Below are 25,047 nucleotides of genomic sequence, written 5' to 3' on the forward strand. Positions count from 1 at the left end.
CCAGAGGTGGAAGCGCCGTAAGGTGTGGAGCTGACTGGTACTAATAGGCCGAGGGCTTGTCACTCACCCAAACTTTGGGCAAGCTGCGCTTCAATCAATGTTCGCGTTCACTGTACGGTTCCCAGGATACGGTCAACCCCAGCCCGTGTGGCTCGTGTTGGTTGATAGTGTTCTCATAGAGTTTCGGTGGCCATAGCGTCGGGGAAACACCCAGTCTCCATTCCGAACCTGGAAGTTAAGCCCTTCAGCGCCGATGGTACTGCGACCGGGAGGTCGTGGGAGAGTAGGACGCCGCCGGACATTCACACTGTTAAGGGCCACCCCCACCGGGGGTGGCCCTTAACATTTCCCCAGACAATTGTTCTGTTGCTAGAGGTCGATGACGACCTTGCCATGTACGTGCCGTGCCGCCTGGAGTTCGACCGCGGCGCGGATCTGTTCGACCGGGAAGCTTGCGGCGATCGGCACCCGGAGCCGGCCGGCCGCAACCAGGTCGGCGATCTCCTCGAGGGCGGCCGGAGCGGCGTTGGCGCCGTTCGCCGGCGTGATCCCGTCGACCTGGGCGGCAATCGTGGTGATGCGCTGGTCGGGTACGCCGAGATCGCGTGCGGCCTGCGCCGTGTCCGTCCCGTGCAGGTCCATGACTGCGTCGATGCCGGCTGGAGCCAGTGCGCGGACCCGGTCGACCACTCCATCGCCGTACGCGACAGGCTCGGCCCCCAGAGCCCGCAGGGCATCGGCCGAGGTTGCTGATCCGGTCCCGATTACTCGTGCGCCCGCAATGCGCGCGAGTTGGACGGCGAAGACCCCGACCCCTCCTCCCGCACCCCCGATGAGCACCGTTTCACCCGGCCGCGGGTTGACTACGGCGAGAGCTGCGGCCGCCGTGCGGCCTGCGATCGTAAGGGTGGCGGCAGTGTGGTCGTCCACGCCGTCAGGCGTACGGTGCGCCTCGCCGCCCACCGCGATCGTGCCCGCGACATCCACGAGGACGTGGTCGGCCACCGCGCGTGACATGGCACCGCCGTACACCCGGTCACCGACCACGAACTCACTCACCCCTTCACCGACCTGGTCCACGACCCCGGCGTAGTCGGTGCCGAACCCGCACGGCAGGCTCAGGCCGAATCGCCCGGCGGTCTCCGCGTCCGACGTCATGTACCAGTCCATCGGATTCAGGCCGGCCGCGGTCACCCGTACCCGGATCTGTCCCGGACCGGCCTGCGGCGCCTGTACGTCACGGATCCTCAACGCCTCCGGCCCGCCGAACGACTCGAATTGGACCGCCCGGCTCGTGGTCGCTGTCGTGTCGAGGCTCGGTTCCTTCACGCTCACTTGTCTCCCCTAGCAGCTGGTCGTCCGAAGTAAACGGAGTATGCTCCGTTTCAATATCGAATCTAGCACAAGTGGAGCGTGATCCGTTTTGGCTGCCGCGCAGACCCGTCGCCCGCGGGCGGACGCGACCCGCAACCGCGAACAGCTCCTCGACGTGGCGACCCGGCTGTTCGCCTCGGCCGACGCCGAGCCGTCGATGCGCGCGATCGCGAACGAAGCCGGAGTCGGCATCGCCACGCTGTACCGGCACTTCCCCACGCGCGAGTCGCTGGTCGACGCGGTCTACCAGGACCAGGTCCTGCGGCTCACCGCCGGTGCTCGTGAGCTGCTTGCCGAGCTGGACCCGCCGGCGGCGCTGCGCCGCTGGATGGACCTGTTCGGGGACTGGATCGCCACCAAGAACGGGATGCTCGGCACGCTGCTCGCCATGGTCGAGTCGGGCGAGATCGCCCATGCCCACACCCGGGGCCAGTTGCTCGCGGCCATCAACGAGATCCTCGAAGCGGGTCGGACGAGCGGGCAACTCCGCGCCGACGTACCCGCCGAAGACATCGCGGCCGCGCTGATCGGCATCTTCACCGTCGCAGGTTCACCCGAGCATGAAGCGCTGGCAGCTCGGCTGTTGAACCTCTTGATGGACGGGCTCACGTCTTCCCCCGGCACGCGGCTGTAGGCGGCGTACGCGGCAAGCGGCGTACGCGAAAGTTCGGCGCCTGTGTGTTGTCGGCTTCTGCCAATTGTCGGAGCGGTCCGGTCAGGTGACGATCGGACGGTGACGATGCTAGAGGAACTCGTACAGACAGCTCTCAACCGCGAATTGCCGTCGCGTACGGCGGCGCTTCGGGTACTCGCCGGGGAGGACGAGCTTGTCGACGTGATCGCGGCCGCGTTTCGGGTACGGCGTGAGTTCTTCGGGCGGCGGGTCAAGCTGAACACGATCATCAATCTGAAGAGTGGGCTGTGCCCAGAGGACTGCTCGTACTGTTCACAGCGGCTCGGCTCGACCGCGGACATCCTGAAGTACTCGTGGATCGAGCCGGACGAAGCCGCGCAGCTCGCCGGACAGGCGGTTGCGGCCGGCGTGAAGCGGGTCTGCCTGGTTGCCAGTGGGCGTGGGCCCGGTGACCGCGACATCCGCCGCGTTGAAGGCATGATCGGCACGATCAAGGACGAGCACCCGCGGGTGGAGGTCTGTGTGTGCCTCGGGTTGCTTCAGGACGGGCAGGCCGAGCGGTTGCGGGACGCCGGCGCGTACGCGTACAGCCACAACCTGAACACCAGCGAGCAGCGGTACGGCGAGATATGTACGACGCACACGTACCGGGATCGGGTCGAGACGCTGCAGCGGGCGACGAGAGGCGGGTTGTCGCCGTGTTCGGGAGCGATTTTCGGCATGGGGGAATCGGACGAGGAGATCGTCGATCTGGCGTTCGCGCTGCGTGAGCTCGACCCGGACTCGGTGCCGGTGAACTTCCTGATCCCGTTCGAGGGAACGCCGTTGGGCGGGCGCTGGGAACTCACGCCTGAGAGGTGTCTGCGGATTCTCGCGCTGTTCCGGTTCTGCTTTCCGGATGTCGAGGTGCGGCTGGCCGGCGGGCGGGAGATCCATCTGCGGGGGCTGCAGGCGATGGCGCTGTACGTGGCGAACTCGATCTTCCTGGGCGACTACCTCACCAGCGAGGGCCAGCCCGGCGCGGACGACCTCCAGTTGATCGCGGACGCCGGCTTCACCGTCGAGGGCCTGGAACATCCGACGCTGCCGGAGCAGCGGCACGACCTGGTCGCCCTCAGGCACCGCGGCGCCGGCAGCACTCGGCGCGGCAGCTCCTGACACCCTGCGGTCTGCGGGCTCTCGCGCGTTGTGCGCGGTGGGTTGGCGGAGGAGCGGTGTGGAGAGTGAGCGATGCGGTGGAATGGTGGGTTGGACGGTAACGTTTGTCCGATTACTGATCTTCAGCATTGTTAGGAGTCATCGTGGCGACGCCACCTCGCAATCCCCGCCCCGGTTCTGGGGACCGACGCGGTTCCTCCGGGGGCGCCGGCCGTTCGGGCCGTACCGGTGGTGGACGTTCTGACTCCGGGAACCGGGCGGGTTCCGGTGGGGCCGGGCGGTCGGGTGGCCGGCCTGGGACCGGTGGGTCCGGCGGCGGTCGCGGTGGCGCCGGGGACGGGCGCGGCGGCTCGGGTTCTGGGCGTGGCGGTGCCGGTGGTGCTGGTGGCGGCCGGGGTCCGGCCGGCGCTGGACGTGGCGCTTCGGGGAGTGGGCCGTCCGGGACTGGTGCTGGGCGTGGCGGTTCTGGGACTGGGTGGTCTGGATCGGGCGGGGGACGGTCTGCTGGCGGTGGTTCGCGCGCGGGGTCCGGTGGGGCCCGGTCGGGTTCGGGGCCTCGGACGGGTGGTGCCGGCGGCAGTTCCGGCGGCAGTTCCGGCGGGGCGCCGCGGCGTGGCGGGATCGCCGGCGGGCGGTCCGGGTACAGCGATCGCGAGGAAAGCTCGTTCGAGAACCGGCGGGGGTTTGTGGGGTCCCGGGGGGATGACAAGGGGCGGCGCGATCCGTTCGGCGGGCAGATGTCGGGCGAGGGCCGCGACGATCGGTCCGGCGGGTATCGACGGGACGAGCGCGGCGGGCGTGGGCCCGGCGCGGGCCGTGGGGTAGCCGGCTCGCGACGCGACGACCGTGATGGATACCGGCGTGACGAGCGCGGGGATGATCGTGGGTTCCGGCGTGATGAGCGTGGTGGGGATTCGCGTGGTGGTCAGGGTGCTGGTGGGTATCGGCGTGATGACCGTGGGGACAGTCGTGGTGGGTTCCGGCGTGACGAGCGCGGGGATGATCGTGGGTTCCGGCGTGATGAGCGCGGTGGGGATTCGCGTGGTGGTCAGGGCGCTGGTGGGTATCGGCGTGATGACCGTGGGGACTCTCGTGGTGGGTTCCGGCGTGATGAGCGTGGGGAGTCGCGGGGGCGTGGGGCTGGGGCAGGTGCGGCGCGCGGGCGGCGTGATGAGCGTGGCGGTCGGGACGAGCGTGGGGGACGGGACGAGCGGCGTGGGGGGCCGCGGCGCGAGGAGCGGGAGGAGAAGGTCGGGCCCCGGCGGGACGATCCGAAGATTCCGGAGGGAATCACGGGAGCCGAGCTCGACCGTGGGGTGAAGGCCGAGCTGCGCTCGTTGCCGCGGACCTTGGCCGACCTGGTCGCGCAGCACCTGGTGGCGTCGGGGCGGTTCCTCGACGACGACGCGGAGCTCGCGTACCAGCACGCCCGGACGGCGCGGCGACTCGCGGCCCGGCTCGGCGGTGTGCGGGAGGCGGTCGCGATCACGGCGTACCTCGCCGAGCACTACGACGAGGCGTTGACCGAGTTCCGGGCCGTACGGCGGATGACCGGGAACCACGAGGTGCTCGCGATGATGGCCGACTGCGAGCGCGCACTCGGGCGGCCGGACAAGGCGCTGGCGCTGACGAAGGACAAGCACGTCCGCGAACTGTCGGAGCCGACGCAGATCGAGCTACTGATCGTGGCCGCCGGTGCGCGCCGGGACATGGGCCAGACAGCGGCGGCGATCCAGACGCTCGAGGTGCCGGAGCTGACGAAGCGGACGCGCGCGGACTGGCTGCCGCGACTGCGCTACGCGTACGCCGACGCGCTGGCGGAGATCGGGCGGACCGACGACGCGCTCGTGTGGTTCCACCGGGCGGCGGGCGTCGACGGTGACGGTGTGACCGGCGCGGCCGAGCGGGCGGCGGAGCTCGAGGGGCTGGAGTTCACCGACCTCGACGAGGACGACGCAGTGCTGGGTGACGAGTACTTCGAGGACGACAAGCCCGGCGACAGCGACGAACCGGACGCGGAGTAGGCCGTGGGGGTTGTGGGCCTGGCGGCCGAGAACCCTGTCGGTGAGTTGGTGGCGGCCGCGCTCGCCAAGGGAGCGCGGCGGCTGCAGAAGTCGGTCCTGATGGTGGCGAACGGCGAGGACGACGCCATCCATCAGGTGCGGGTGTCCTGCCGGCGGCTGCGGAGCGACCTGAAGCTGTTCCGCAAACTGCTGGCGGGGGACTGGGCGACCGGGCTCCGGGCAGACCTCGCCGCGCTGGCACAAGCGTGCGGCGAGGCCCGCGACCTCGAGGTGATCGCGGCCCTCGTCCGTGAGAACACCACCAGCGAGGACAACGCGGAGCACGTCGACACGATCCTCACCACACTCACCCTCGGACTGGACCGCGCCGCGGCCCGTTCTGCCGAGGCGGTCCTGGGCGAGTCGACGAAAGACCTGCTCGCAACCCTCGAGGCTGTCGCCGCAGCACCCGATCTGAAGCCCACAGCAGACATCCCCTGCGGCGAGGTCCTCCCGCAACTGCTGCGCTCAGCCACCGCCAAGTTCACCCAGGAAGCCGACAAACTCGAGCCCTGGACCCCTGACGACGACTGGCACGAGGTACGGCTGCTGGCCAAGCGTGTGCGGTACGCCGCCGACACCAGCGCCGCAGTACTCGGTGACGAAGCGAAGGCCACCGCCACGCACGCAGCGACGTACCAGGAGTTGCTGGGCCGGCACCAGGACCACTGTGCCGCTGCAGACGCTCTGACGGCCATGGCAGTGGACGCGGCCGCTCAGGACGACCCAGAGCTCTCGTTCACGCTAGGACGGCTCACAGAGCGCCACAGAGCCGCGCGGAAGCCACTGCGCGAGCAGTTCCTCAGCTTGTATCACCGGCCCTGACTCACAGAGTTCGGAACAGCAGCCCCACACGAGGTTTCGGGCCGAACGACGTCGCCTTCTGCGGCAGTACGACGCCTTGCGCGGCAGAACGCAGTACCTGATCCATGTTAGGGACCGTGAGCTCCACGGCGACCTGCTGCGCGTCAGCGAGAGCTAGGGCGTCCGCAAGGCTGTGGTGGAAGCTGAGCGTGTCTTCGGCGACTCCCCACGCCGGCAAGAGCACCTGGTGGAGCAGGGCGACAGTAGGCGCGTCCGATGACGCGTGCAGAGTCAGCCAACTGGAGCCGTCTGTCACCGAGATGCGGTTCGGGTCGCCTTCTACGCGACCAGGCTGCATCTGCCAGCCGGACGGCGTCCGTTGCTGCACGGTAGCGAGATCCAGACCCGCAATGACGCGGTGGATCGGGTCCAGCGTCAACGGGTGTCGTACGTAGTCCACCAGCATCGCCAGGCCGACCTGTGTGCTCTCCCGGTACGGCTCGCGCAGTTGGCGCTCCAGGTACGCCGCATAGCGGTGGTGGCCGTCAGCAATGAGCGCCTCGTGCTTCGCCAACTCGTCCGAGATGTCAGCCAGCACAGCAGGGTCGGCGATGCGCCAGATGCGGTGTTCGGCGCCGTTGTCGGTCTCAGCCTCCAGCCACGGCTCTCCGGCGCGTGCGGCGTCCACAGCATCGCTGGCGACGCCCCCGTCGGAGTAGGCGAGCAGAATGGGCTCCAGGTCCGCGTCGGTCGCCTCCATCAGCCGCAGGCGGTCGTCGACCCAGTGCGGCATCACGTCCTCGTGCGGCAGTACGACGTGACGCGTGGGATCCAGCCGCAGCGAGCCGACGAGTCCGCACAGTACGGCGTCCCCCAGCCGCTGCTCGTACACGTACAGTGCGGGCTGCTCGTCCTGCACCACGACACCGTCCCGCTGCCACCCGGACAGCCGGTGCGCCGGTTCGTCGTACCGGGCAGGTCCGAGGTCCGGATCGCGTGGAAGGATGAGCCTCACCATGTTGTGCAGATCAGAGTCAGTCAGCCGCCGGACGATGGCGGGTTCGAGTACGTCGTACGGCGGCGACGTGACCGCGCCCAGCGCGCTCACCTTGCCCGCCACGAACCGCCAGGCCCGCAAGGGATCGAGTCTCAGCACCGCATCCGGCATGCGCGGAATCGTACGGGGTGAGTCATGACCAAGGAACGAACCGCCCCGGAACCGCTGTCGGCGTGTGACGAACCGCTGGCGAGCCGGTACGACGTGGCGCTGCTCGACCTCGACGGCGTCGTGTACGTCGGCCCGGACCCGGTGCCGGACGCGCCCGAGAACCTGCGCAAGGCCGCCAAGGAAGGCATGCGGATCGGGTTCATCACGAACAACGCCAGCCGGCCGGCCGCGACCGTTGCCGAGCACCTCGCGTCGTTCGGGCTGGACGTGATCGCCGACGACGTGGTGACGTCCGCGCAGGCCGCGGCGAAGCTGGTCGCGAACGAGTTCCCGAAGGGCTCGCCGGTGCTCGTGGTCGGCGGCGAGGGGCTGTTCGTCGCGCTCGAGGAGTACGGGCTGACCCCGGTGCGCAGCAGCGACGGACGCCCGGTCGCGGTCGTGCAGGGCTTCGACCCGGACGTCAACTGGGTGATGCTCGCCGACGGCGCGCACGCGATCAACGAGGGCGCGAAGTGGTTCGCGACCAACATGGACGAGACGATCCCGACCGCGGCCGGCAAGGCGCCCGGGAACGGCACGCTGGTGCAGGCGGTCCGGGCCGCCGTCGAGGTCGACCCGGTGGTCGCCGGGAAGCCCGAGCCGCCGCTGCTCGAGACCAGCATCGAACGGCTGGAAGCCAAGCGCCCGTTGATGATCGGGGACCGGCTGGACTCCGACATCGAAGGCGCCCACAACGTCGGCATCGCGAGTCTGTGGGTGGCGACCGGGGTGCACGACGCGTACGACCTGGCGCGGGCGCCGAAGAACCAGCGGCCGACGTACGTCGCCGCCGGGCTCGGCGCGCTCGCGGAGAAGCAGCCCGGGGTGAAGGTCGAGGGCGGCCGGCACACCTGTGCGGGCTGGACCGCCGAGGTGGTGAACAACGCCGTCACGGTGAAGGGCGAGGGGGAGCCGTACGACGGCCTCCGCGCGATCCTGTCCGCGGTCTGGGCCGCGGTCGACGCGCCCGCCGAGCCGGCCAAGCCCGCGAAGGCGACCGCCCGGGGCCGCCGCCCGCGCCCGAAACCCGCGCCGACACCCGATTCCATCGCCCTGGACGCCGCCCTCCACCGGATCGGCCTGGCCAACTAGCCCCCTGAGCCGGAGCGTTGCCCACTGAAATTCTCAGGGGGCAACCCTCTGGCTCAGGGGTTGCCTGCCGAGTTGGAGGGTTCGCGCGTTGGGCCGGGGGTGGGTGGTGTTCGGGTGGGGAGGCGATACCGTTGCTGGGGACGACGCTAGGAGGCAGTCATGGTGATGGACGCGCTGCGCGGGTACGTACAACTGGCGAACGGGTTGACCGAGGTCACGAAGCAGAAGGCCCAGGCGGCTGCGAAGGCGCTTTTGCAGCAGACCGGGGCAGATTCGCTGACGACCAGGGTGAGTGACCTGGCCGACGAGATCGTTGCCACCAGCAAGAGCAACCGTCAGCTGCTGCAGGCGATCGTGGCGAACGAGGTCGAGGGCGCGGTCGCGCGGCTCGGGTTCGTCCGGTCCGAGGAGGTCGCGGCGCTCACCCGGCGGGTGAAGGCGCTGGAGACCGAGCTCGCCGAGGCGCATGCTGCTGCGGCGGAGCGGTCCGCCGAGCGGGCGCCGATCGTGGAGGACGTCGTCGAGGCGACGGTGGTCGAAGGCGTGCCGGCTCCGGTGAAGACGGCGGCACCCGCGAAGAAGGCCGCACCTGCGAAGAAGGCTGCGCCCGCCAAGAAGGCGGCTGCGAAGAAGGCTGCGCCGGCGAAGAAGGCTGCTGCGAAGAAGGCGGCCAAGAAGGCGCCGGCGAAGACGGCGAAGAAGGCCTGAGATGACCGAGCATCCCGGCGAGCAGTTCCCACCGGACGTGGACCCGGACGTCGAGCCCGGATTCGACCCGTACCGGTCGGGGGAGACGCAGGAACAGCCGGACTACGACACCGAACCCGGTTCGCAGGAGAGTTCGCACGAGCACGTCGATCCGGCGGCGGTCGAGTTCGGCCCGGAGTTCGCGCGGGCACCCGGCGAGGAGCACGAACACGCCTTCGAAGCCGGCTCCGCCGAGGACCCGGCGTACGACGACCCCTCCGCCGAGGTGTCGGCGTATGACGACACTGCGGATGGTGCCGGGGAAGGTGGGCATCCGTTGGTGGAGGAGACGATGGGGCGGCTGGACTCGTTGCGGGACAAGCCGGTGAGTGAGCACGGTGAGGTGTACGCCGACCTGCACGAGCGGCTGCAGACCGCCTTGGTCGAGGCCGACGCCGAGCAAAGCGACCGGGGCTGAGCGGCCCAAGGGCATGGGAGTCAAGCGGTCGCGGCTCGATGCGGAGCTGGTACGGCGGGGACTCGCGCGTTCCCGCGAGCACGCGAGTGAGCTGATCGCGGCCGGCAAGGTGAAGGTGTCCGGCACCGTGGCCGGCAAGCCCGCGACCGGCGTCGGTGCGGACGCGCCGATCGTCGTCGACACGTCCGAGCACGAGGACCCGGGGTACGCGAGCCGCGGCGCGCACAAGCTGATCGGCGCCCTCGAGGCGTTCCCGGGCGTCCGGGTGAAGGGCCGACGGACGCTCGACGCCGGGGCGTCGACCGGCGGATTCACCGACGTACTGCTGCGCAACGAGGCCGCGCACGTGATCGCGGTCGACGTCGGGTACGGGCAGCTGGTGTGGGCGCTGCAGACCGACGACCGGGTGACCGTGATGGACCGGACCAATGTCCGGACACTGACGCTCGAGGACATCGGCGGCGATCCGGTCGACCTGGTGGTCAGCGATCTGAGCTTCATCAGCCTGACGCTCGTGCTGCCCGCGCTGATCGGCGTGGTGAAGCCGGCCGGCGATCTGGTGCTGATGGTGAAGCCGCAGTTCGAGGTCGGCAAGGAGCGGCTCGGCAAGGGCGGCGTGGTGCGAGAGCCCGAACTGCGGGCGGACGCGGTCCGGTCGGTCGCCGCGAAGGCCGAGCAGCTCGGGTGGGGAATCGAAGGCGTCGCCGCCAGTCCGTTGCCTGGTCCGTCAGGAAATGTCGAATACTTCCTGTGGATACGGCGGGAAGCGCCGCCTCTCGATGAGACGATGCTCCGAACGGCCATCGAACTCGGGCCGCAGTGAAGGAGGCAGGGGTTGACTGAGCACGAGCCGCGGCGCGTGCTGCTGGTCACGCACACCGGTCGCGAGCAGGCGGTCGAGGTCGCCCGGGACGCACACCGGTTGCTGACCGACGCCGGGATGCAGGTCCGGCTGCTCGGCGGTGAGGCCGAGGAGCTCAAGCTCGACCCGGTGGAGATCGTCGACGATCCGGAGAAGGCGGCGAACGACGTCGAGCTGATCATGGTGCTCGGCGGCGACGGCTCGATCCTGCGCGGCGCCGAGCTGGCCCGCCCGCACGGTACGCCGGTGCTCGGGGTGAACCTGGGCCACGTCGGGTTCCTCGCCGAGGCCGAGGTGGACGACCTGGAGCGGATCGTCCAGGTGGTGGTGGACCGGACGTACACGGTCGAGGAGCGGATGACGCTGGCCGTCGACGTCCGGCTGGACGACGACCTGATCTTCGAGACCTGGGCGCTGAACGAGGCCAGTGTGGAGAAGGCCGCCCGGGAGAAGATGCTCGAGGTGCTGGTCGAGGTGGACGACCGGCCGCTGTCCCGCTGGGGCTGCGACGGTGTTGTGGTCGCGACCCCGACCGGCAGTACGGCGTACGCGTTCTCGGCCGGCGGGCCGATCGTCTGGCCCGAGGTCGAGGCGATCCTGCTGGTGCCGCTGAGCGCGCACGCGTTGTTCTCGCGTCCGATCGTGGTGGCGCCGACGTCGCGGCTGTCGATCGAGCTGGTCCCGACCTGGAACGGGCGCGGTGTGCTGTGGTGCGACGGCCGGCGGATGGTCGAGGTGCCGCCCGGCGCCGAGATCCAGGTCCGCCGGGGTTCGACGCCGGTCCGGCTGGCGCGCGCCCACGAGGCGCCGTTCACCGACCGGCTGGTGGCGAAGTTCGACCTCCCGGTGCTCGGCTGGCGGGGCGCCGCCGAGCGCAAACGCAACGGCAGCAACGGAAACGGATGACCCATGCTTTCGGAGATCCGCATCACCGGGTTGGGCGTGATCGAGGACGCGACGCTCGACCTCGACCCGGGGTTCACCGCCGTCACGGGTGAGACCGGGGCCGGCAAGACGATGGTCGTGACCGGGGTGAACATGCTGCTCGGCGGTCGCGCCGACAGCGGGCTGGTGCGGCACGGGACCCGGCGCGCCCGGGTCGAGGGCCGCGCGAGCGGCGTACCGCGGGCGATCGTGCAGCAGGCCGAGGACCGTGGCGGCGAACTGGACGACGACGAGTTGCTGATCGCGCGGGAGCTTTCGTCGGAGGGTCGTTCGCGGGCGTTCCTCGGCGGCGCGTCCGTGCCGGTGTCGGTGCTCGGCGAGGTGTCCGGTGACCTCGTCGCGATCCACGGGCAGGCGGACCAATGGCGGTTGCTGCAGCCGGCCAGGCAGCGCGAGACGCTCGACACCTTCGCGGGCAAGGCGATCCTGGTCCCGCTGCAGGAGTACTCCGCGGCGTACCGGCGGCATCGCGAGGTCGAGGCCGAGCTGACCGAGCTGATCACCCGCGAGCGCGACCGGCTGGCCGAGGCGGACCTGTTGCGCTTCGGGCTGGACGAGATCGCGAAGGCGGAGCCGTTGCCGGGCGAGGATCTCGAGTTGGCGGCCGAGGAGCAGCGGCTCGCGTACGCGGACGGTCTGCGGTCGGCGGCCACTACCGCCGCGGACGCGATCGCCTCCGAGGACCTGGACTCGACGCGGCCGAACGACGTACTCGGCCTGCTGGCGTTGACGAAACAGGTGCTGGACGGCGAGCGCGAGCACGACCCGAAGCTCGCCGAGCTGGCCGACCGGGCGGGCGAGCTGGGCTACCTGGCGGCCGACCTGGCCCAGGAGCTGTCGTCGTACGCCGCCGATGTCGACACCGATCCGGCGCGGCTGTCCGTGGTCAGTGAGCGGCGGGCGCTGCTGACCGCGTTGGTCCGCAAGTACGGCGCCGACGAGGGCATCGTCGACGAGGTGCTGGAGTGGGCGAAGCGGTCCGCGACGCGGCTCGCCGAGCTCGACGGCAGCGACGAGCGCGTGGAGCAGTTGAACGCCGAGCTGGCCGAGCTGGACGCGACGCTCGCCGAGCTCGGGCAGCAGATGCGCGCGGCCCGGATCGAGGCGGCCGAGCGGCTCGGCGTCGCGGTCTCGGAGGAGCTGACCGGGCTGGCGATGCCGCACGCGAAGCTGTCGGTCGAGGTGCACGAGACGACCGCCGGCCCGTTCGGGATCGACGAGGTCGAGTTCTGCTTCGCGGCGAACCCGGGCAGTCCGGCGCGCCCGCTGCAGAAGGCGGCGTCCGGCGGTGAGCTGTCCCGCGTGATGCTCGCGCTCGAGGTGATCCTGTCCGACACGCACCCGGTGCCGACGCTGGTGTTCGACGAGATCGACGCCGGGATCGGCGGCCGCGCCGCGGTCGAGGTCGGGAAACGGCTCGCCCGGCTGGCCGAGAAGGCCCAGGTGATCGTGGTCACCCACCTGCCGCAGGTGGCCGCGTTCGCGGATCGTCATGCGGTCGTGCTGAAGAGTGACGACGGGTCGGTCACCACCAGCGGCCTGGTCGCTCTGGACGACGACGCCCGGCTGAAGGAACTGTCCCGGATGATGGCCGGTCTGGAGAACTCCGAGGCCGCGCAGACGCACGCCGAGGAGCTGCTCGCACTCGCGGCGAAGCGCCGTAAACCGCGCCGGAAGGGTCGTTCCAAAGGATGATTTCTACCCCCTGACACACACAGTCACCGTTAATTCGGTGCGTGAACGAGGGCCTGGCCGGGTAAATACGCAGGTAAGGGGCTCTTGACATGGCAGGATGAGAGCGCGATGAAACTGCCCAGCCTGCGGAGAGCACGTACCACTGAACTGCCCGGCGTCACCGGTGTGGTCCGGCTGGATCGGCGTACCAAGAATCTCACCAAACGGCTCAAGCCGGGTGAGATCGCGGTCATCGATCACGTCGACCTGGACCGGGTGAGCGCCGAGGCGCTGGTCGACTGCAAGGTCGCCGGGGTGGTGAACGTGGCCGACTCGATCAGCGGCCGGTACCCGAACCTCGGGCCGGAGATCCTCGTCGACGCGGGCATCCCGCTGGTCGACGGGGTCGGTCGCGAGGTGTTCTCGGTGCTGCACGAGGGCGAGCGGGTCCGGCTCGACGAGGGCACCCTGTACCGCGGGCACGAGGCGGTCGCGAAGGGTGTCGCCCAGGACGGCCAGTCGGTCGCCGAGCTGATGGACGAGGCCCGGTCCGGACTCTCCACCCAGCTCGAGGCGTTCACCGCGAACACGCTGGAGTACCTGCGGCGCGAGAAGGACCTGCTGCTGGACGGCGTCGGCGTACCGGCGATCCACACGCCGATGGAGGGCAAGCACGTCCTGATCGTTGTTCGCGGGTACGACTACCGCGATGACCTGGTCGCGCTGAAGCCGTACATCCGCGAGTACCGGCCCGTGCTGATCGGGGTGGACGGCGGCGCTGACGCGCTGGTGGAGAACGGGTACGTCCCGGACCTGATCGTCGGCGACATGGACTCGGTCAAGGACGAGACGCTGAAGTGCGGCGCCGAGGTGATCGTGCACGCGTACCGCGACGGCCGCGCGCCCGGCTCCGAGCGGCTCGAGCGGCTCGGCGTGGACTCGATCGAGTTCCCGGCCACGGGCACCAGCGAGGACGTCGCGATGCTGCTGGCCGATTCCAAGGGCGCCTCGCTGATCGTCGCGGTCGGCACCCACAACTCGCTGGTGGAGTTCCTCGACAAGGGACGCTCCGGGATGGCGAGCACCTTCATCACCCGGCTGCGGGTCGGTGCCAAGCTGGTGGACGCGAAGGGCGTCGGCCGGCTGTACCGGAGCCGGGTCTCGACGTTCCAGGTGGCCGCGCTGATCGTGGCCGGCCTGTTCGCGGTCGGCATGGCGCTGGTCGCCATCGGCGCCGACGATGTGCTCTGGTCGATCCTGCGGGCGCGCTGGAACGACCTCGTCTACTGGATCCGGGAGCTGTTCACGTGATCGACTTTCGCTACCACATCGTCTCGATCGTGGCGATCTTCTTCGCCCTGGGCGCCGGTGTGGTGCTCGGGGCCGGCCCGTTGAAGGGCACCGGCAGCGAGCTCGTCCAGGCGCAGGCCGACAAGGACCGCCAGCAACTCGCCGACGCCCGGGCGGAGCTCGTCCAGGTGAAGGCGCTCGACAAGTACCGCGACGACTACGTCGCGAAGGTGACCGCCGGGCTGACCGACGGCAAGCTGGCGAACAAGAAGATCACCATCGTCTCGATGCCGAACGCGGACAGCGACCTGAGCGACGGCGTCCAGGCCGAGCTGGAGAAGGCCGGCGGCACGGTCTCCACCAAGGTGTCGCTGGACGCGAAGATGTTCGACAGCGGGCAGCGCCAGCTGGTCGAGACACTGGTCCAGCAGCTGGTCACCGCGGACATGGACTTCCCGAAGGACAGTACGACGTTCCAGCGGGCCGGTCTGCTGCTCGCGCGCGGGGTCGCAGGCAAGGAAGAGGGCAAGCCCGTGGACGCCGACGCGACCAAGGTGGTCAGCGGGCTGACGGGCGCGAAGCTGCTGTCGCTGAAGCCGTCGACGGTGAAGGACCGGTCGAGCCTGATCGTGGTGATCGCCGCGAAGCCGCCGACACCGGCGCCGGACAACTCGTCGTACACCGACGCCGTGGACTTCATCAAGGGCCTCGACCAGGGCAGCGGCGGCGTCGTCGTGGCCGGTACGCCGGACTCCGCGAGCGACGGCGGACTGATCAAGGCCTTGCGGAGTGACTCCGACGCCACCAAGATCGTTTCCTCGGTGGACGTGGCCGATCTCCCCGCCGGCCAGATGACGGTGGTGTTCGCACTCGCCGAGCAGCTCACCGGGAAGGCGGGGCAGTACGGCGCGATCAACGCCAAGGACGGCGTGGCGCCGGCAGCCGTACAGACGAAGGACAACTGACGTGGGAATTCTGAGCGCTGCCGTGGCGGCGGCCGCTACTTCCGGGCTCGAGCGTGCGGCGGAGAAGCTGCCGAAGGAGAACCGGGAGCCCTTCGAGCGCACGAACCACCGCGGTGAAGCGGTGACGCTGCTCGAGGGTCCGGGCGCGGTGCTCGGCGCCCTGGCCGGTGTGCTCGCCTCCCGGGGCAGCAACAAGGTCAAGGCGGCCGCGGTGGTCGCGGGCGCGGTGTCGGGCGCGGTCGGTGCGTACGACGATCTGCGCGGGACCACCCAGGCCAAGGGATTCCGCGGTCACCTGAGCGCGTTGCGGCGCGGCGAGGTGACCAGCGGCGCGGTGAAGATCCTCGGTGTCGGCGCGGCCGGGATCGCCGCCGCCGCGCTGCTGCCGCGCAAGTCGCGCGGTGTGAAGGCCGTCGCCGGGGTCGTTGCCGACGGCGCCTTGATCGCCGGTACGGCGAACCTCACCAACCTCCTGGACCTCCGTCCGGGCCGCGCGCTGAAGGCCGTGACCGCGCTGAACGCACCGCTGGCCGTGGTGAACGGTCCTGCGGGTGCGGTCGTCGGCGCGGCCGCCGCCTCCGCCCCGGCCGACCTCGGCGAACGCGCGATGCTCGGTGACTGCGGTGCGAACGGCCTCGGCGCGATCACCGGTACGGCGCTCGCCGCCGCGCTGCCGCGCCCGCTGAAGACGCTGGCGCTGGCGCTGGTCGTCGGCCTGAACCTGGCCAGCGAGAAGGTCAGCTTCACCAAGGTCATCGCCGACACCCCTGCCCTCGACAAGATCGACCAGTGGGGCCGACGACCCAGGTGAGTCGGGTCGCCCGCGCCGCCCTCGTCGTCGCGGCGGTCACCGTTCTGGCGCGGGTTGTCGGCTTCGGCCGGTGGCTGGTGTTCTCGAAGACCGTCGGCGCGGGGTGCTTGGCGGAGGCGTACACGACGGCCAACCAGCTGCCCAACATCCTGTTCGAAGTCGTGGCCGGCGGGGCGTTGGCGGGCGCGGTCATCCCGGTGCTGGCCGGTCCGGTCGCCCGGGACGACAGGGCCGCGCAGGGCCGCATCATCGGGGCGCTGCTGTCCTGGTCGTTCGTGCTGCTCGCGCCGGTCGCCGTACTGGCGTGGCTGCTCGCCGGCCGGTACACCGACGCGATGCTCGACCCGGGCGCCGAGTGCGGTAGCTCGACGGCGACCGCGACCCGGATGCTGGCGATCTTCGTACCGCAGATCTTCGGGTACGCCGTCGCCGTGATCGCGACCGCCGTTCTCCAGTCCCACAAGCGTTTCGCGGCTGGTGCGCTGGCCCCGCTGATCTCCAGCCTGGTCGTGGTCGCGACGTACTTCGTGTTCGCGGCCGTGGCTCCGGACGCGGATCACGCCTCGCAGGGCGCCAACGACGTACTGGCGTGGGGCACCACGGCCGGTGTGCTCGCTCTTGCGCTCACGGTCCTGGTCCCGATGCTCGTTCTGCGCCTGCCGATCAAGCCGACGCTCAGGCTCGACCCTGGCGTCGGTCCGGTACTGCGGCGGCTTGCGCTCGCCGGGCTCGCCGTACTGATCGCCCAGCAGCTCACGTTCGTCGTCACGACGTACCTGGCCAACCATCGCGGGGTAGCGGGCAGCATTGCCGTCTACACGTGGGCCAACGCGATCTACCTCCTGCCGTACGCCGTTCTGGCCGTGCCGATCACCACGGCCGTCTTCCCGCGCCTGGCAGCCACGTTCGAGGCAGGGGAGGGGTTCGACCGGTACGCCGCCACGTCCACCCGGGCCGTGATGCTGGCAGGCGGCGCAGGCGCTGCCCTGCTGGTCGGTACGGCGGTACCGGTCGCCAGGATCTTCGCGTACGACGACGGCGCGGTGCAGGCCGACAAGGCGACCTCACTGGCCAACGGTCTGCTGGCGTTCGCTCCTGCCGCTATCGGGTTCGCCGTACTCATGCACCTCGGCCGTGTGCTCTACGCGCGGCACTCGGGCCGTGAAGTCGCTGTCGTGACCTCAGCCGCCTGGGTGCTCGTGGCGGTAGCCGGTGTGGTGCTTACAGGTCACTGGGACGCCGTACCGGCGCTGGCGGCCGCCATGTCGATCGGGATGGTCGTCGGAGCGTTCGTACTGCTGCTGGTGCTCCGCCGCGAGGCTGGCCCGGGTGTACTGACCGGTGTCCCGCGTGCGCACCTCACAGGGCTCGCAGGCGCCGCGCTGGCCGGTGCTGCAGGCTGGTTGGTTGCCCTGCCCGCTGGGCACGGTGGAGTCGGTAAGGCGGTCCTCTTCTCGCTCCTGTCCGGGCTGGTAGTTGTCGTCGTGTACGCCTTGGTCGTGCTTGCATTGGACCGCGCGGACGCTCGCGCCCTCGTACGACGGGAGAAACCATGAGGATCGGGCTGCTGCTCGCGGAATCGCGGGGCGGGATCGGGCAGCACGTTGCCTCGCTGGTGCCGCGGTTCGTGAGTGCCGGGCACGAGGTTGTGGTGTGCGCCCCGCCCGGCACGGCGGAGCATTTCGACTTCGCTCCCGCGACCGTCGTGACCCAGGCGGCCGGGTTGCGTGGCTGTGACGTCATCCACGCGCACGGGTACCGCGCCGGCATGACCGCGCTGCGGGACAGGTCCCGGCTGCGGCCCCTTGTCGTCACGTGGCACAACGCCGTGATCGCACCAGGGCCCAAGGGGCTGGTGATGCGTATGGGGCAGCGACTGGTCGCCAAGGGCGCTGACCTGACGCTGGGCGCCTCCAGCGACCTCGTGGAGCTGGCCAAGAGCCTAGGCGCTCGCAACGCTCAGCTGGCGCCTGTAGCGGCTCCTGCGATGCCCACGGTGCGTACGTCGCGTGCGGCGGTCCGTCGTGAGCTAGGCCTCCGCGATCAACCCGTCGTACTCACCGTTGGCCGGTTGGCGCCGCAGAAGGACTACCCGACGCTCCTGTCGGTCGCGGCTAGGGTGCACGAGTCCACGCCGAACGCGGTGTTCGTAGTCGTCGGGGACGGACCGCTGCGGGACAACCTGCAGGCGCGGATCGACGCGGAGCAGTTGCCCGTGCGGCTGCTCGGGCATCGCAACGACGTCGCGGACCTTCTGGGGGCCGCGGACGTGTTTCTGCTCACGTCCCACTGGGAGGCCCGCGCGCTGGTGCTCCAGGAGGCGATGCAGGTCGGCGTACCGGTCGTCGCGACGGCTGTCGGCGGCGTGCCCGAACTCGTCGACGACAGCGCGGTACTGGCGTTTCCGGGCGACGCGGACGGGCTGGCGGACGGCGTACGGGCGGTCCTGGCGGAGCCCGAGACGGCGAACGCTATGCGGACACGAGGCCGGGAGTTGGCCGCCCGATGGATGGACGAGGACGCCGTGGCAAAGAATCTCCTCGACATCTACGCGGGTCTCGTCGCGACCGGTGCTTGACAAGAGGTAGGCTGGAGGCCCGTGGACAGGGCTTCGAATTCCCAGCAGACCAAGCACGTATTCGTCACCGGTGGCGTGGCATCCAGTCTCGGCAAGGGACTGACGGCATCCAGCCTCGGCAGTCTGCTGACGGCGCGGGGTATCCGGGTCACCATGCAGAAGCTGGATCCGTATCTGAACGTGGATCCCGGCACGATGAATCCGTTCCAGCACGGCGAGGTGTTCGTCACCAACGACGGCGCCGAGACCGACCTCGACATCGGCCACTACGAGCGCTTCCTGGACCGTGACCTGTCGGCCGTCGCCAACGTGACGACCGGCCAGATCTACTCCAGCGTGATCGCCAAGGAGCGCCGCGGCGAGTATCTCGGCGACACCGTCCAGGTGATCCCGCACATCACCAACGAGATCAAGGAACGGATGCTCGCGATGGCGGGCCCGGACGTGGACGTCGTCCTGCACGAGATCGGCGGCACGGTCGGCGACATCGAGTCGCTGCCGTTCCTGGAGGCGGCCCGCCAGGTCCGGCACGACGTCGGCCGCGACAACGTGTTCTTCCTGCACATCTCGCTGGTGCCGTACATGGCGCCGAGCGGTGAGCTGAAAACCAAGCCGACCCAGCACTCGGTGGCCGCGCTGCGCTCGATCGGTATCCAGCCGGACGCGATCGTCTGCCGGGCCGACCGGCCGATCCCGGACAGCGTGAAGCGGAAGATCTCGCTGATGTGCGACGTCGACGTCGAGGCCGTGGTGGCCGCCGTGGACGCGCCGTCGATCTACGACATCCCGAAGGTGGTGCACGCCGAGGGCCTGGACGCGTACGTCGTACGCCGGCTGAACCTGCAGTTCCGGGACGTCGACTGGACCCGCTGGGACGAACTGCTCCGGGTCGTGCACCACCCGAAGGACGAGGTCACCGTCGCGCTGGTCGGCAAGTACATCGACCTGCCGGACGCGTACCTGTCGGTCGCCGAGGCACTGCGCGCGGGCGGGTTCGACAACGACGCCCGGGTGAACCTGCGCTGGATCGCCTCCGACGAGTGCGCCACCCCGGAGGCGGCGGCCCGGCTGCTCGGCGACGTGGACGCGATCTGCATCCCGGGCGGGTTCGGCGTCCGCGGGATCGAGGGCAAGATCGGCGCGATCCGGTACGCCCGCGAGCAGGGCGTCCCGATCCTGGGCCTGTGCCTCGGCCTGCAGTGCATGGTGATCGAGGTGGCCCGCGACCTGGCCGGGCTCGACCAGGCGAACTCCAGCGAGTTCGACGCCGACGCCGAGCAGCCGGTGATCGCGACCATGGAGGAGCAGAAGCACATCGTCTCCGGCACCGGCGACATGGGCGGCACGATGCGGCTCGGGCTCTACCCGGCGAACCTGGCCGAGGGCTCGATCGTCCGTGGCCTGTACGACGCCCCGTCGATCCAGGAGCGCCACCGGCACCGGTACGAGGTGAACAACGCGTACCGCGACAAGCTGGAGGCCGCCGGCCTGGTGTTCAGCGGGCTGTCGCCGGACCACGAGCTGGTCGAGTTCATCGAGCTGGACCGGTCGGTCCACCCGTACTTCGTGGCCACCCAGGCGCACCCGGAGCTGCGCTCCCGGCCGACCAAGCCGCACCCGCTGTTCTCCGGCCTGGTCGCGGCCGCGCTCGACCGGCAGCGCGAGTCTCGGCTCCCGGTCGAGGACCCGAAGCCGGCCGCCGCGAAGAAGTCCGCCAAGCCAGCTGACAAGGCAGAGGCGGTCAAGGCCTGATGAAGGACTATCCCGAGCTCCGGTTCGGCGCCGGCCTCGCCGACCGGCCGGAGCGCTGGCCGGTCTCCGCCTCCGAGGTGGTGCACAAGACCGGCCGGGTGATCTCGGTACGCCGGGACACCATCGAGCCTCCGGGCGGTACGCCGTTCGTCCGCGACGTCGTCGTACATCCCGGGGCTGTCGGCGTGGTGGCGCTGGACGAGAACAACCGGATGCTGCTGGTCCGCCAGTACCGCCACCCGGTCGGCCACAAGCTGCTGGAGGCACCGGCCGGGCTGCTTGACGTCCAAGGCGAGCAGTACCGCCTCGGCGCCGAACGCGAACTATGGGAGGAAACCGCCACCAAGGCCGCCGACTGGCGGATCCTGGTGGACGCCTTCACCTCACCCGGCCTGACCAACGAGGCGGTCCGGATCTTCCTGGCCCGCGACCTCTCACCGGCCGACGAGACCTTCGAACGCGAAGCCGAAGAAGCCGACATGGAAACCGTCTGGGCCCCGCTCATCGACGTGGTCGGCGCCGTCCTGGCCGGCCAGCTCCAGAATCCGATCCTCATCATGGGCGCCCTCGCCACCTGGACCGCCCTCAACGGCCCCGGCTTCGACACCCTCCGTCCCGCCGACGCTCCCTGGCCGGCGAAGGACTAGTTCCGGAACTACGCGCAAGTCTTGACCGGTTGCGGTCGGTGCGGGTATTTGTTGCTGACAACGATGTCACCCATCCGCGAAGGTTGGTCCGCCCATGCGTCGTTCTGTGCTGCCCCGTGTCCTCCTGGCCGGTGCGTTGGTGGTGGCTGTCGCTCCCACCGCGCACGCTGTGCCGTCGCCCCCGCCGACGGACTCTCGTCCGACGACCGCGCCGCCGCCTGATCCGCTGGCCGCGCGGATGCTGGGGCCGGAGGCGGTGGGGAAGAGTCGGATCACCGCCAGTTCGGCGGATCCGGCCGAGCAGGTGGATCCGCTGGTCGGCACCTCGAACGCAGGGGACACCTTTCCGGGGGCGGTGCTGCCGTTCGGGATGTTCTCGTTCAGTCCGGAGACGAGCCGGGGGAACGCCTATCGGACGGCGGCGCCGGGCGGGTACTCGTACGCGGCGACGAAGATCCGCGGGTTCAGCCTGACCCACATGAGCGGGACCGGTTGTGCGGGTGGGTCGGGGGACATCCCGATCTACCCGCTGGCCGGCGAGGTGACGTCCTCGCCGCAGAGTGACGCCAAGGACGCGGTCTACGCGAGCACCTTCAGCCACGCGAACGAGGTCGCGAAACCGGGCTACTACAAGGTCGGCCTCGACTCCGGCGTGACCGCGGAGCTGGCCGCGACCACCCGGACCGGTTCCGCGGCCTTCACGTTCCCGGCCGACAAGGCCAAGACGGTGATGTTCCGTACGTCGAACTCCGAGGTCGGGTCCAGCGACGCGCAGCTCAGCATCGATCCCGCGCACCGGACCGTCAGCGGCTCGGTGACCAGCGGAAACTTCTGCGGGTACCTCGCGAGCGTCGGGCAGCGCAGCTACTACACGCTGCACTTCGTCGCCGAGTTCGACCAGCCGTTCGCGAACCAGGGCACCTGGACCGACACCACCGTGACACCGGGCAGCACGAGCGCCCACGGGGGTACGACGTACGGCAAGGACGGCTGGATGCCGGCCGACAAGGGCTCCGGCGGGTACGTCGGGTTCGCGAGCGACAAGGTGACGATGCGGATCGGCATCTCCTACGTCAGCGCTGCGAACGCGTTACAGAACCTGCGTGCCGAGAACCCACGCGGTACGTCGGTCAACGTGACCGCGGTGAAAGCCAAGGAAGCGTGGCGCGCGCAACTGGGCCGCATCGAGGTGGCAGGCGGTACGACGGACCAGCGCACCACGTTCTACACGGCGCTGTACCACGCCCTGCTGCACCCCAACGTGTTCAGTGACGTCAACGGCCAGTACTGGGGCTTTGACCAGAAACCGCACGCGCTGTCCCGCGGACAGCAGGCGCAGTACGCCACCTTCTCCGGCTGGGACGTGTACCGCTCGCAGCTACAACTGCTGACGTTGCTCGAACCACGCCGGGCCGCTGACATCGCACAGTCGCTGTACAACCAGGCCTCCCAGAACGACGGCGTCTGGGACCGTTGGACGCACGCCTCGGGCAGTACCGCGGTCATGACCGGCGACCCGTCCGCGCCGGCGGTTGCGGGCATCTACGCGTTCGGCGGCACCAACTTCGACGCCCGCGGCGCGCTGCGCTCGCTGGTGCGGGCCGCGACCGTGCCGACGGCCAAGGACCTCAGCTCGGCCGGTAAGCCGGTGATGTCGATCGGTCAGCGTCCGTCGCTCGACAAGTACCTCGCGCTGCACTACATCCCCACGAAGTCGAACGCGTGGGGTGGCGCGGTCGAGACGCTCGAGGACGTGACGGACGACTTCGCGCTCGCCCAGCTGGCGCGGCGTACTGGTGACGCGTCGACGTACCAGAAGTTCCTGACCAGGTCGCAGTACTGGCAGAACGTGTTCAACCCGGACAACGGCGGTTACGTGCAGAACCGGGACGACAACGGCGCCTGGCCCGCGTTCACGCCGTCGACGTACGACGGGTTCGCCGAGGGCAGCAGTGCGCAGTACACGTGGATGGTGCCGCACAACCGGGCCGGGCTGATCGAGGCGATGGGCGGTACGGACGCGGCGAACCAGCGGCTGGACGCGTTCTTCAAGAACCCCGACGGCACGTGGGCGCTGACCGGTGCGGGTGAACTGCACGCGGAGATGGACAACGAGCCGTCGATCAACACCCCGTGGATCTACAACTACACGGGTCGTCCGTACCAGACGCAGGAGACGTTGCGGCAGGCAATGAACCAGCTCTGGAACACCGGCACCGGCGGGATCCCGGGGAACGACGACCTGGGCGCGATGTCGTCCTGGTACGTCTGGACCGCGCTCGGCCTCTACCCGGACGTGCCCAGCCGGGCAGAGCTGCAGGTGGCAGCTCCGCTGTTCGAGCGGGCGGTGATCCATCGCGACGGCGGCAAGACGATCCGGATCAACGCTCCCGGCGCGGACGCGCAGTACGTGCAGTCCTTGAAGGTGAACGGGACGCCGACGAACCAGCCGTGGCTGCCGGAGTCGTTCGTGCAGCATGGTGGGACGCTGGACTTCACTCTTGGTACGACGGCCAACAAGAGCTGGGGTACTGGGCAGGCACCGCCGTCGTGGCGGACCGGTGAGATCCCGTTCCAGACGTCCACCGACACGAGCCGCATTGTCGTTGCTCCTGGCACCACTAGCGCTCCCGTTGCGCTCCAGGCGCATCGACTGAGCGGAACGGCACAGGACGTCACCTACACGGTCAGCGCGCCGGCTGGTCTGACAGCAACGCCTGCTACTGGCACCTTCCATGTCGATCAGAAGGGGAGTGCGGCCGTCACTATTACTGCTCCGGCTGGTACGCCAGACGGGCGTTATCCGGTGACAGTGCAAATGAAGGCCGCAGACGGCACCGCCTTGCCCCAGGTCGGTTTCACTGTGGTCGTGGGCCAGCCGAACTCGTTCTTCGTACTAAGAGAAGGCGCGGGCATCTCCGACGACAACGGAGACCACACCGAGGCCGACTTCGACGGCGGTGGCGTCAGCTACTCCCGCCAGGCGCTGGCCGCGGCCGGGCTGACTCCTGGCGGTACCAGTACCGTGCAAGGCCTCAGCTTCACGTGGCCCGACGTACCGTCCGGTGACCCTGACAACGTCCCCGCCGACGGACAGCTGCTCAACCTGAACCTGCCCGCCGGTACGACGAAGCTGTCGTTCATCGGCAGCGCGGTCAACGGCAACCAGCAGACGACCGCAACACTCAACTACGCGGACGGTACGACGTCGCAGGTCGACCTGTCGTTCAGCGACTGGACCCTCGGTGGCGGCGGCGACACCGTGCACTACGGCAACCTGATCGTCGCCACCACGCCGTACCGCAACGAGTCCGGCGGCGGCAAGGACAACGTGACCACCCACATCTTCGCCACCGCCCCGGTGACATTGACGCAGACCCCGGTGAGCATCACCCTGCCCAAGAACCGCGACCTGCGCCTGTTCACTCTCGCCAGCGGCTGACCGCCTCGCCGCCGCCCTGCGCCAGGGCGGCGGCGACCTGGTTGACGTTGGCGGTGAACTCGTCGGCGGGGATCGCGGGGAGCATGTCGTCCCAGAGCGCGATCATCGCGCCGCGGAGTTGCATCATGCCGAGCGGGCGGGCGAGGAACCACAGGTGGAAGTGTTCGCTGCCGTCGCCCCAGCGGTTGAAGTGGGTGCGGGCGACCGGGTCGAGGTCCTGGATCGCCTTCGCCACCCGCTGGATCGCCGGGCCGAGCGTGGCGGTGAGTTCGGGCGGCAGGTTGTCCAGCCGGTAGTGCTCGCGCGGCTCGAGGATCGCCACGAACGGCAGGCCGCTCGGCTTGCGGGCTTTCAGCTTCCACTGCTCGTCCCGCCAGATCATGTCGCGGTCCGGCTCCGCACACGACCAGCAGTCCGCGCCGCCCTCTCCGCCGCGGGCCGGCTCAGGCAGCACCGGCTCGGCCAGCGGCACGACCTCGACGTCGCCCTCGAAGGGGAACATCGGGTCGCCGGCGAACGGTGCCGCGGACATGCGTTCGCCGTACGGAAGCCGGCGGTGGTAGTCGGAGGTCATGGCCGCACTC

The 25,047-nt window shown here is 69.7% G+C and carries 22 protein-coding genes and 1 rRNA gene; 20 read left to right on the forward strand and 3 right to left on the reverse strand.

The features are described 5' to 3' along the window. Window positions 1–182: 182 nt before the first annotated feature. Window positions 183–300: ribosomal RNA gene (gene rrf / locus AB0M51_RS07470) — 5S ribosomal RNA — on the forward strand. A 69-nt stretch (window positions 301–369) separates the two neighbouring features. Here rrf and AB0M51_RS07475 read toward each other — a convergent pair. Further along, window positions 370–1,335 carry an NADP-dependent oxidoreductase gene (locus AB0M51_RS07475; protein WP_363748540.1) on the reverse strand — a complete coding sequence of 322 codons (966 nt, stop codon included), beginning with the start codon at window positions 1,333–1,335 and terminating at the stop codon, window positions 370–372. 88 nt (window positions 1,336–1,423) lie between these two features. On the opposite strand from AB0M51_RS07475, the gene AB0M51_RS07480 reads away from it, so the two are divergent. From AB0M51_RS07480 to AB0M51_RS07500, 5 genes are all read left to right on the forward strand, one after another. Beyond that, entirely contained in the window at window positions 1,424–2,008 is a 585-nt protein-coding gene (locus AB0M51_RS07480; protein ID WP_344202123.1) for a helix-turn-helix domain-containing protein, read from the forward strand. Between the two features lie 105 nt (window positions 2,009–2,113). Beyond that, window positions 2,114–3,166: a biotin synthase BioB gene (gene bioB, locus AB0M51_RS07485; protein WP_344202130.1), complete on the forward strand. Its 1,053-nt coding sequence runs from the start codon at window positions 2,114–2,116 to the stop codon at window positions 3,164–3,166. An 849-nt stretch (window positions 3,167–4,015) separates the two neighbouring features. Then, window positions 4,016–4,486 carry a hypothetical protein gene (locus tag AB0M51_RS07490; protein WP_344202120.1) on the forward strand — a complete coding sequence of 157 codons (471 nt, stop codon included), beginning with the start codon at window positions 4,016–4,018 and terminating at the stop codon, window positions 4,484–4,486. Beyond that, window positions 4,483–5,190, forward strand: a complete 708-nt coding sequence (locus AB0M51_RS07495) for a hypothetical protein (protein WP_344202118.1) — start codon at window positions 4,483–4,485, stop codon at window positions 5,188–5,190. The genes AB0M51_RS07490 and AB0M51_RS07495 overlap by 4 nt, the downstream gene beginning before the upstream one ends. A 3-nt stretch (window positions 5,191–5,193) precedes the next feature. Further along, a complete protein-coding gene (locus AB0M51_RS07500; protein WP_344202115.1) occupies window positions 5,194–6,054 on the forward strand; it encodes a CHAD domain-containing protein in 861 nt (286 codons plus the stop codon). Window position 6,055: 1 nt separating this feature from the next. On the opposite strand, the gene AB0M51_RS07505 is transcribed toward AB0M51_RS07500, so the two are convergent. Next, window positions 6,056–7,201, reverse strand: a complete 1,146-nt coding sequence (locus AB0M51_RS07505; protein ID WP_344202113.1) for a DUF1015 domain-containing protein — start codon at window positions 7,199–7,201, stop codon at window positions 6,056–6,058. Window positions 7,202–7,225: 24 nt separating this feature from the next. On the opposite strand from AB0M51_RS07505, the gene AB0M51_RS07510 reads away from it, so the two are divergent. The 14 genes from AB0M51_RS07510 to AB0M51_RS07575 all read left to right on the forward strand — a co-directional run bounded on the left by AB0M51_RS07510 (window position 7,226) and on the right by AB0M51_RS07575 (window position 24,463). Beyond that, complete coding sequence (locus tag AB0M51_RS07510; RefSeq protein ID WP_344202110.1) at window positions 7,226–8,332, forward strand: HAD-IIA family hydrolase; 1,107 nt, start codon at window positions 7,226–7,228, stop codon at window positions 8,330–8,332. A 159-nt stretch (window positions 8,333–8,491) separates the two neighbouring features. Then, window positions 8,492–9,040, forward strand: coding sequence for a polyhydroxyalkanoate synthesis protein PhaF (locus AB0M51_RS07515; protein ID WP_344202107.1), 549 nt, complete (start codon window positions 8,492–8,494; stop codon window positions 9,038–9,040). A gap of 1 nt (window position 9,041) precedes the next feature. Continuing rightward, the gene (locus tag AB0M51_RS07520) at window positions 9,042–9,497 is read left to right on the forward strand and encodes a hypothetical protein (protein WP_344202105.1); all 456 of its coding nucleotides are present in this window, start codon (window positions 9,042–9,044) and stop codon (window positions 9,495–9,497) included. Between the two features lie 13 nt (window positions 9,498–9,510). Continuing rightward, the gene (locus AB0M51_RS07525) at window positions 9,511–10,320 is read left to right on the forward strand and encodes a TlyA family RNA methyltransferase (RefSeq protein ID WP_344202103.1); all 810 of its coding nucleotides are present in this window, start codon (window positions 9,511–9,513) and stop codon (window positions 10,318–10,320) included. A 12-nt stretch (window positions 10,321–10,332) separates the two neighbouring features. Continuing rightward, window positions 10,333–11,265 (forward strand): NAD kinase, encoded by a 933-nt coding sequence (locus AB0M51_RS07530; RefSeq protein ID WP_344202101.1) that lies wholly within the window; start codon window positions 10,333–10,335, stop codon window positions 11,263–11,265. A gap of 3 nt (window positions 11,266–11,268) precedes the next feature. Beyond that, window positions 11,269–12,999 carry a DNA repair protein RecN gene (gene recN, locus AB0M51_RS07535; RefSeq protein WP_344202099.1) on the forward strand — a complete coding sequence of 577 codons (1,731 nt, stop codon included), beginning with the start codon at window positions 11,269–11,271 and terminating at the stop codon, window positions 12,997–12,999. Window positions 13,000–13,107: 108 nt separating this feature from the next. Next, on the forward strand, window positions 13,108–14,289 hold the full coding sequence (gene steA / locus AB0M51_RS07540) for a putative cytokinetic ring protein SteA (RefSeq protein ID WP_344202097.1): 1,182 nt from the start codon (window positions 13,108–13,110) through the stop codon (window positions 14,287–14,289). Next, entirely contained in the window at window positions 14,286–15,233 is a 948-nt protein-coding gene (locus tag AB0M51_RS07545) for a copper transporter (RefSeq protein WP_344202094.1), read from the forward strand. The genes steA and AB0M51_RS07545 overlap by 4 nt, the downstream gene beginning before the upstream one ends. A 1-nt stretch (window position 15,234) precedes the next feature. Next, window positions 15,235–16,044 (forward strand): hypothetical protein, encoded by an 810-nt coding sequence (locus AB0M51_RS07550; RefSeq protein WP_344202092.1) that lies wholly within the window; start codon window positions 15,235–15,237, stop codon window positions 16,042–16,044. Further along, the gene (locus tag AB0M51_RS07555) at window positions 16,023–17,600 is read left to right on the forward strand and encodes a lipid II flippase MurJ (protein ID WP_344202089.1); all 1,578 of its coding nucleotides are present in this window, start codon (window positions 16,023–16,025) and stop codon (window positions 17,598–17,600) included. The genes AB0M51_RS07550 and AB0M51_RS07555 overlap by 22 nt, the downstream gene beginning before the upstream one ends. Beyond that, a complete protein-coding gene (locus tag AB0M51_RS07560) occupies window positions 17,597–18,622 on the forward strand; it encodes a glycosyltransferase family 4 protein (RefSeq protein ID WP_344202086.1) in 1,026 nt (341 codons plus the stop codon). Before AB0M51_RS07555 ends, AB0M51_RS07560 begins: the two co-directional genes overlap by 4 nt. A gap of 21 nt (window positions 18,623–18,643) precedes the next feature. Beyond that, a complete protein-coding gene (locus tag AB0M51_RS07565) occupies window positions 18,644–20,374 on the forward strand; it encodes a CTP synthase (RefSeq protein WP_344202084.1) in 1,731 nt (576 codons plus the stop codon). Further along, window positions 20,374–21,021 (forward strand): NUDIX hydrolase, encoded by a 648-nt coding sequence (locus AB0M51_RS07570; RefSeq protein ID WP_344202082.1) that lies wholly within the window; start codon window positions 20,374–20,376, stop codon window positions 21,019–21,021. The genes AB0M51_RS07565 and AB0M51_RS07570 overlap by 1 nt, the downstream gene beginning before the upstream one ends. Before the next feature lie 94 nt (window positions 21,022–21,115). Then, window positions 21,116–24,463, forward strand: coding sequence for a GH92 family glycosyl hydrolase (locus tag AB0M51_RS07575; RefSeq protein ID WP_363748548.1), 3,348 nt, complete (start codon window positions 21,116–21,118; stop codon window positions 24,461–24,463). On the opposite strand, the gene AB0M51_RS07580 is transcribed toward AB0M51_RS07575, so the two are convergent. Next, window positions 24,444–25,037, reverse strand: coding sequence for a hypothetical protein (locus AB0M51_RS07580; protein WP_363748550.1), 594 nt, complete (start codon window positions 25,035–25,037; stop codon window positions 24,444–24,446). The genes AB0M51_RS07575 and AB0M51_RS07580 overlap by 20 nt on opposite strands. Window positions 25,038–25,047 lie beyond the last annotated feature (10 nt).

It is taken from the genome of Kribbella sp. NPDC051137 (genome assembly GCF_040682535.1).
In the GTDB taxonomy this organism is placed as follows: domain Bacteria; phylum Actinomycetota; class Actinomycetes; order Propionibacteriales; family Kribbellaceae; genus Kribbella; species Kribbella karoonensis.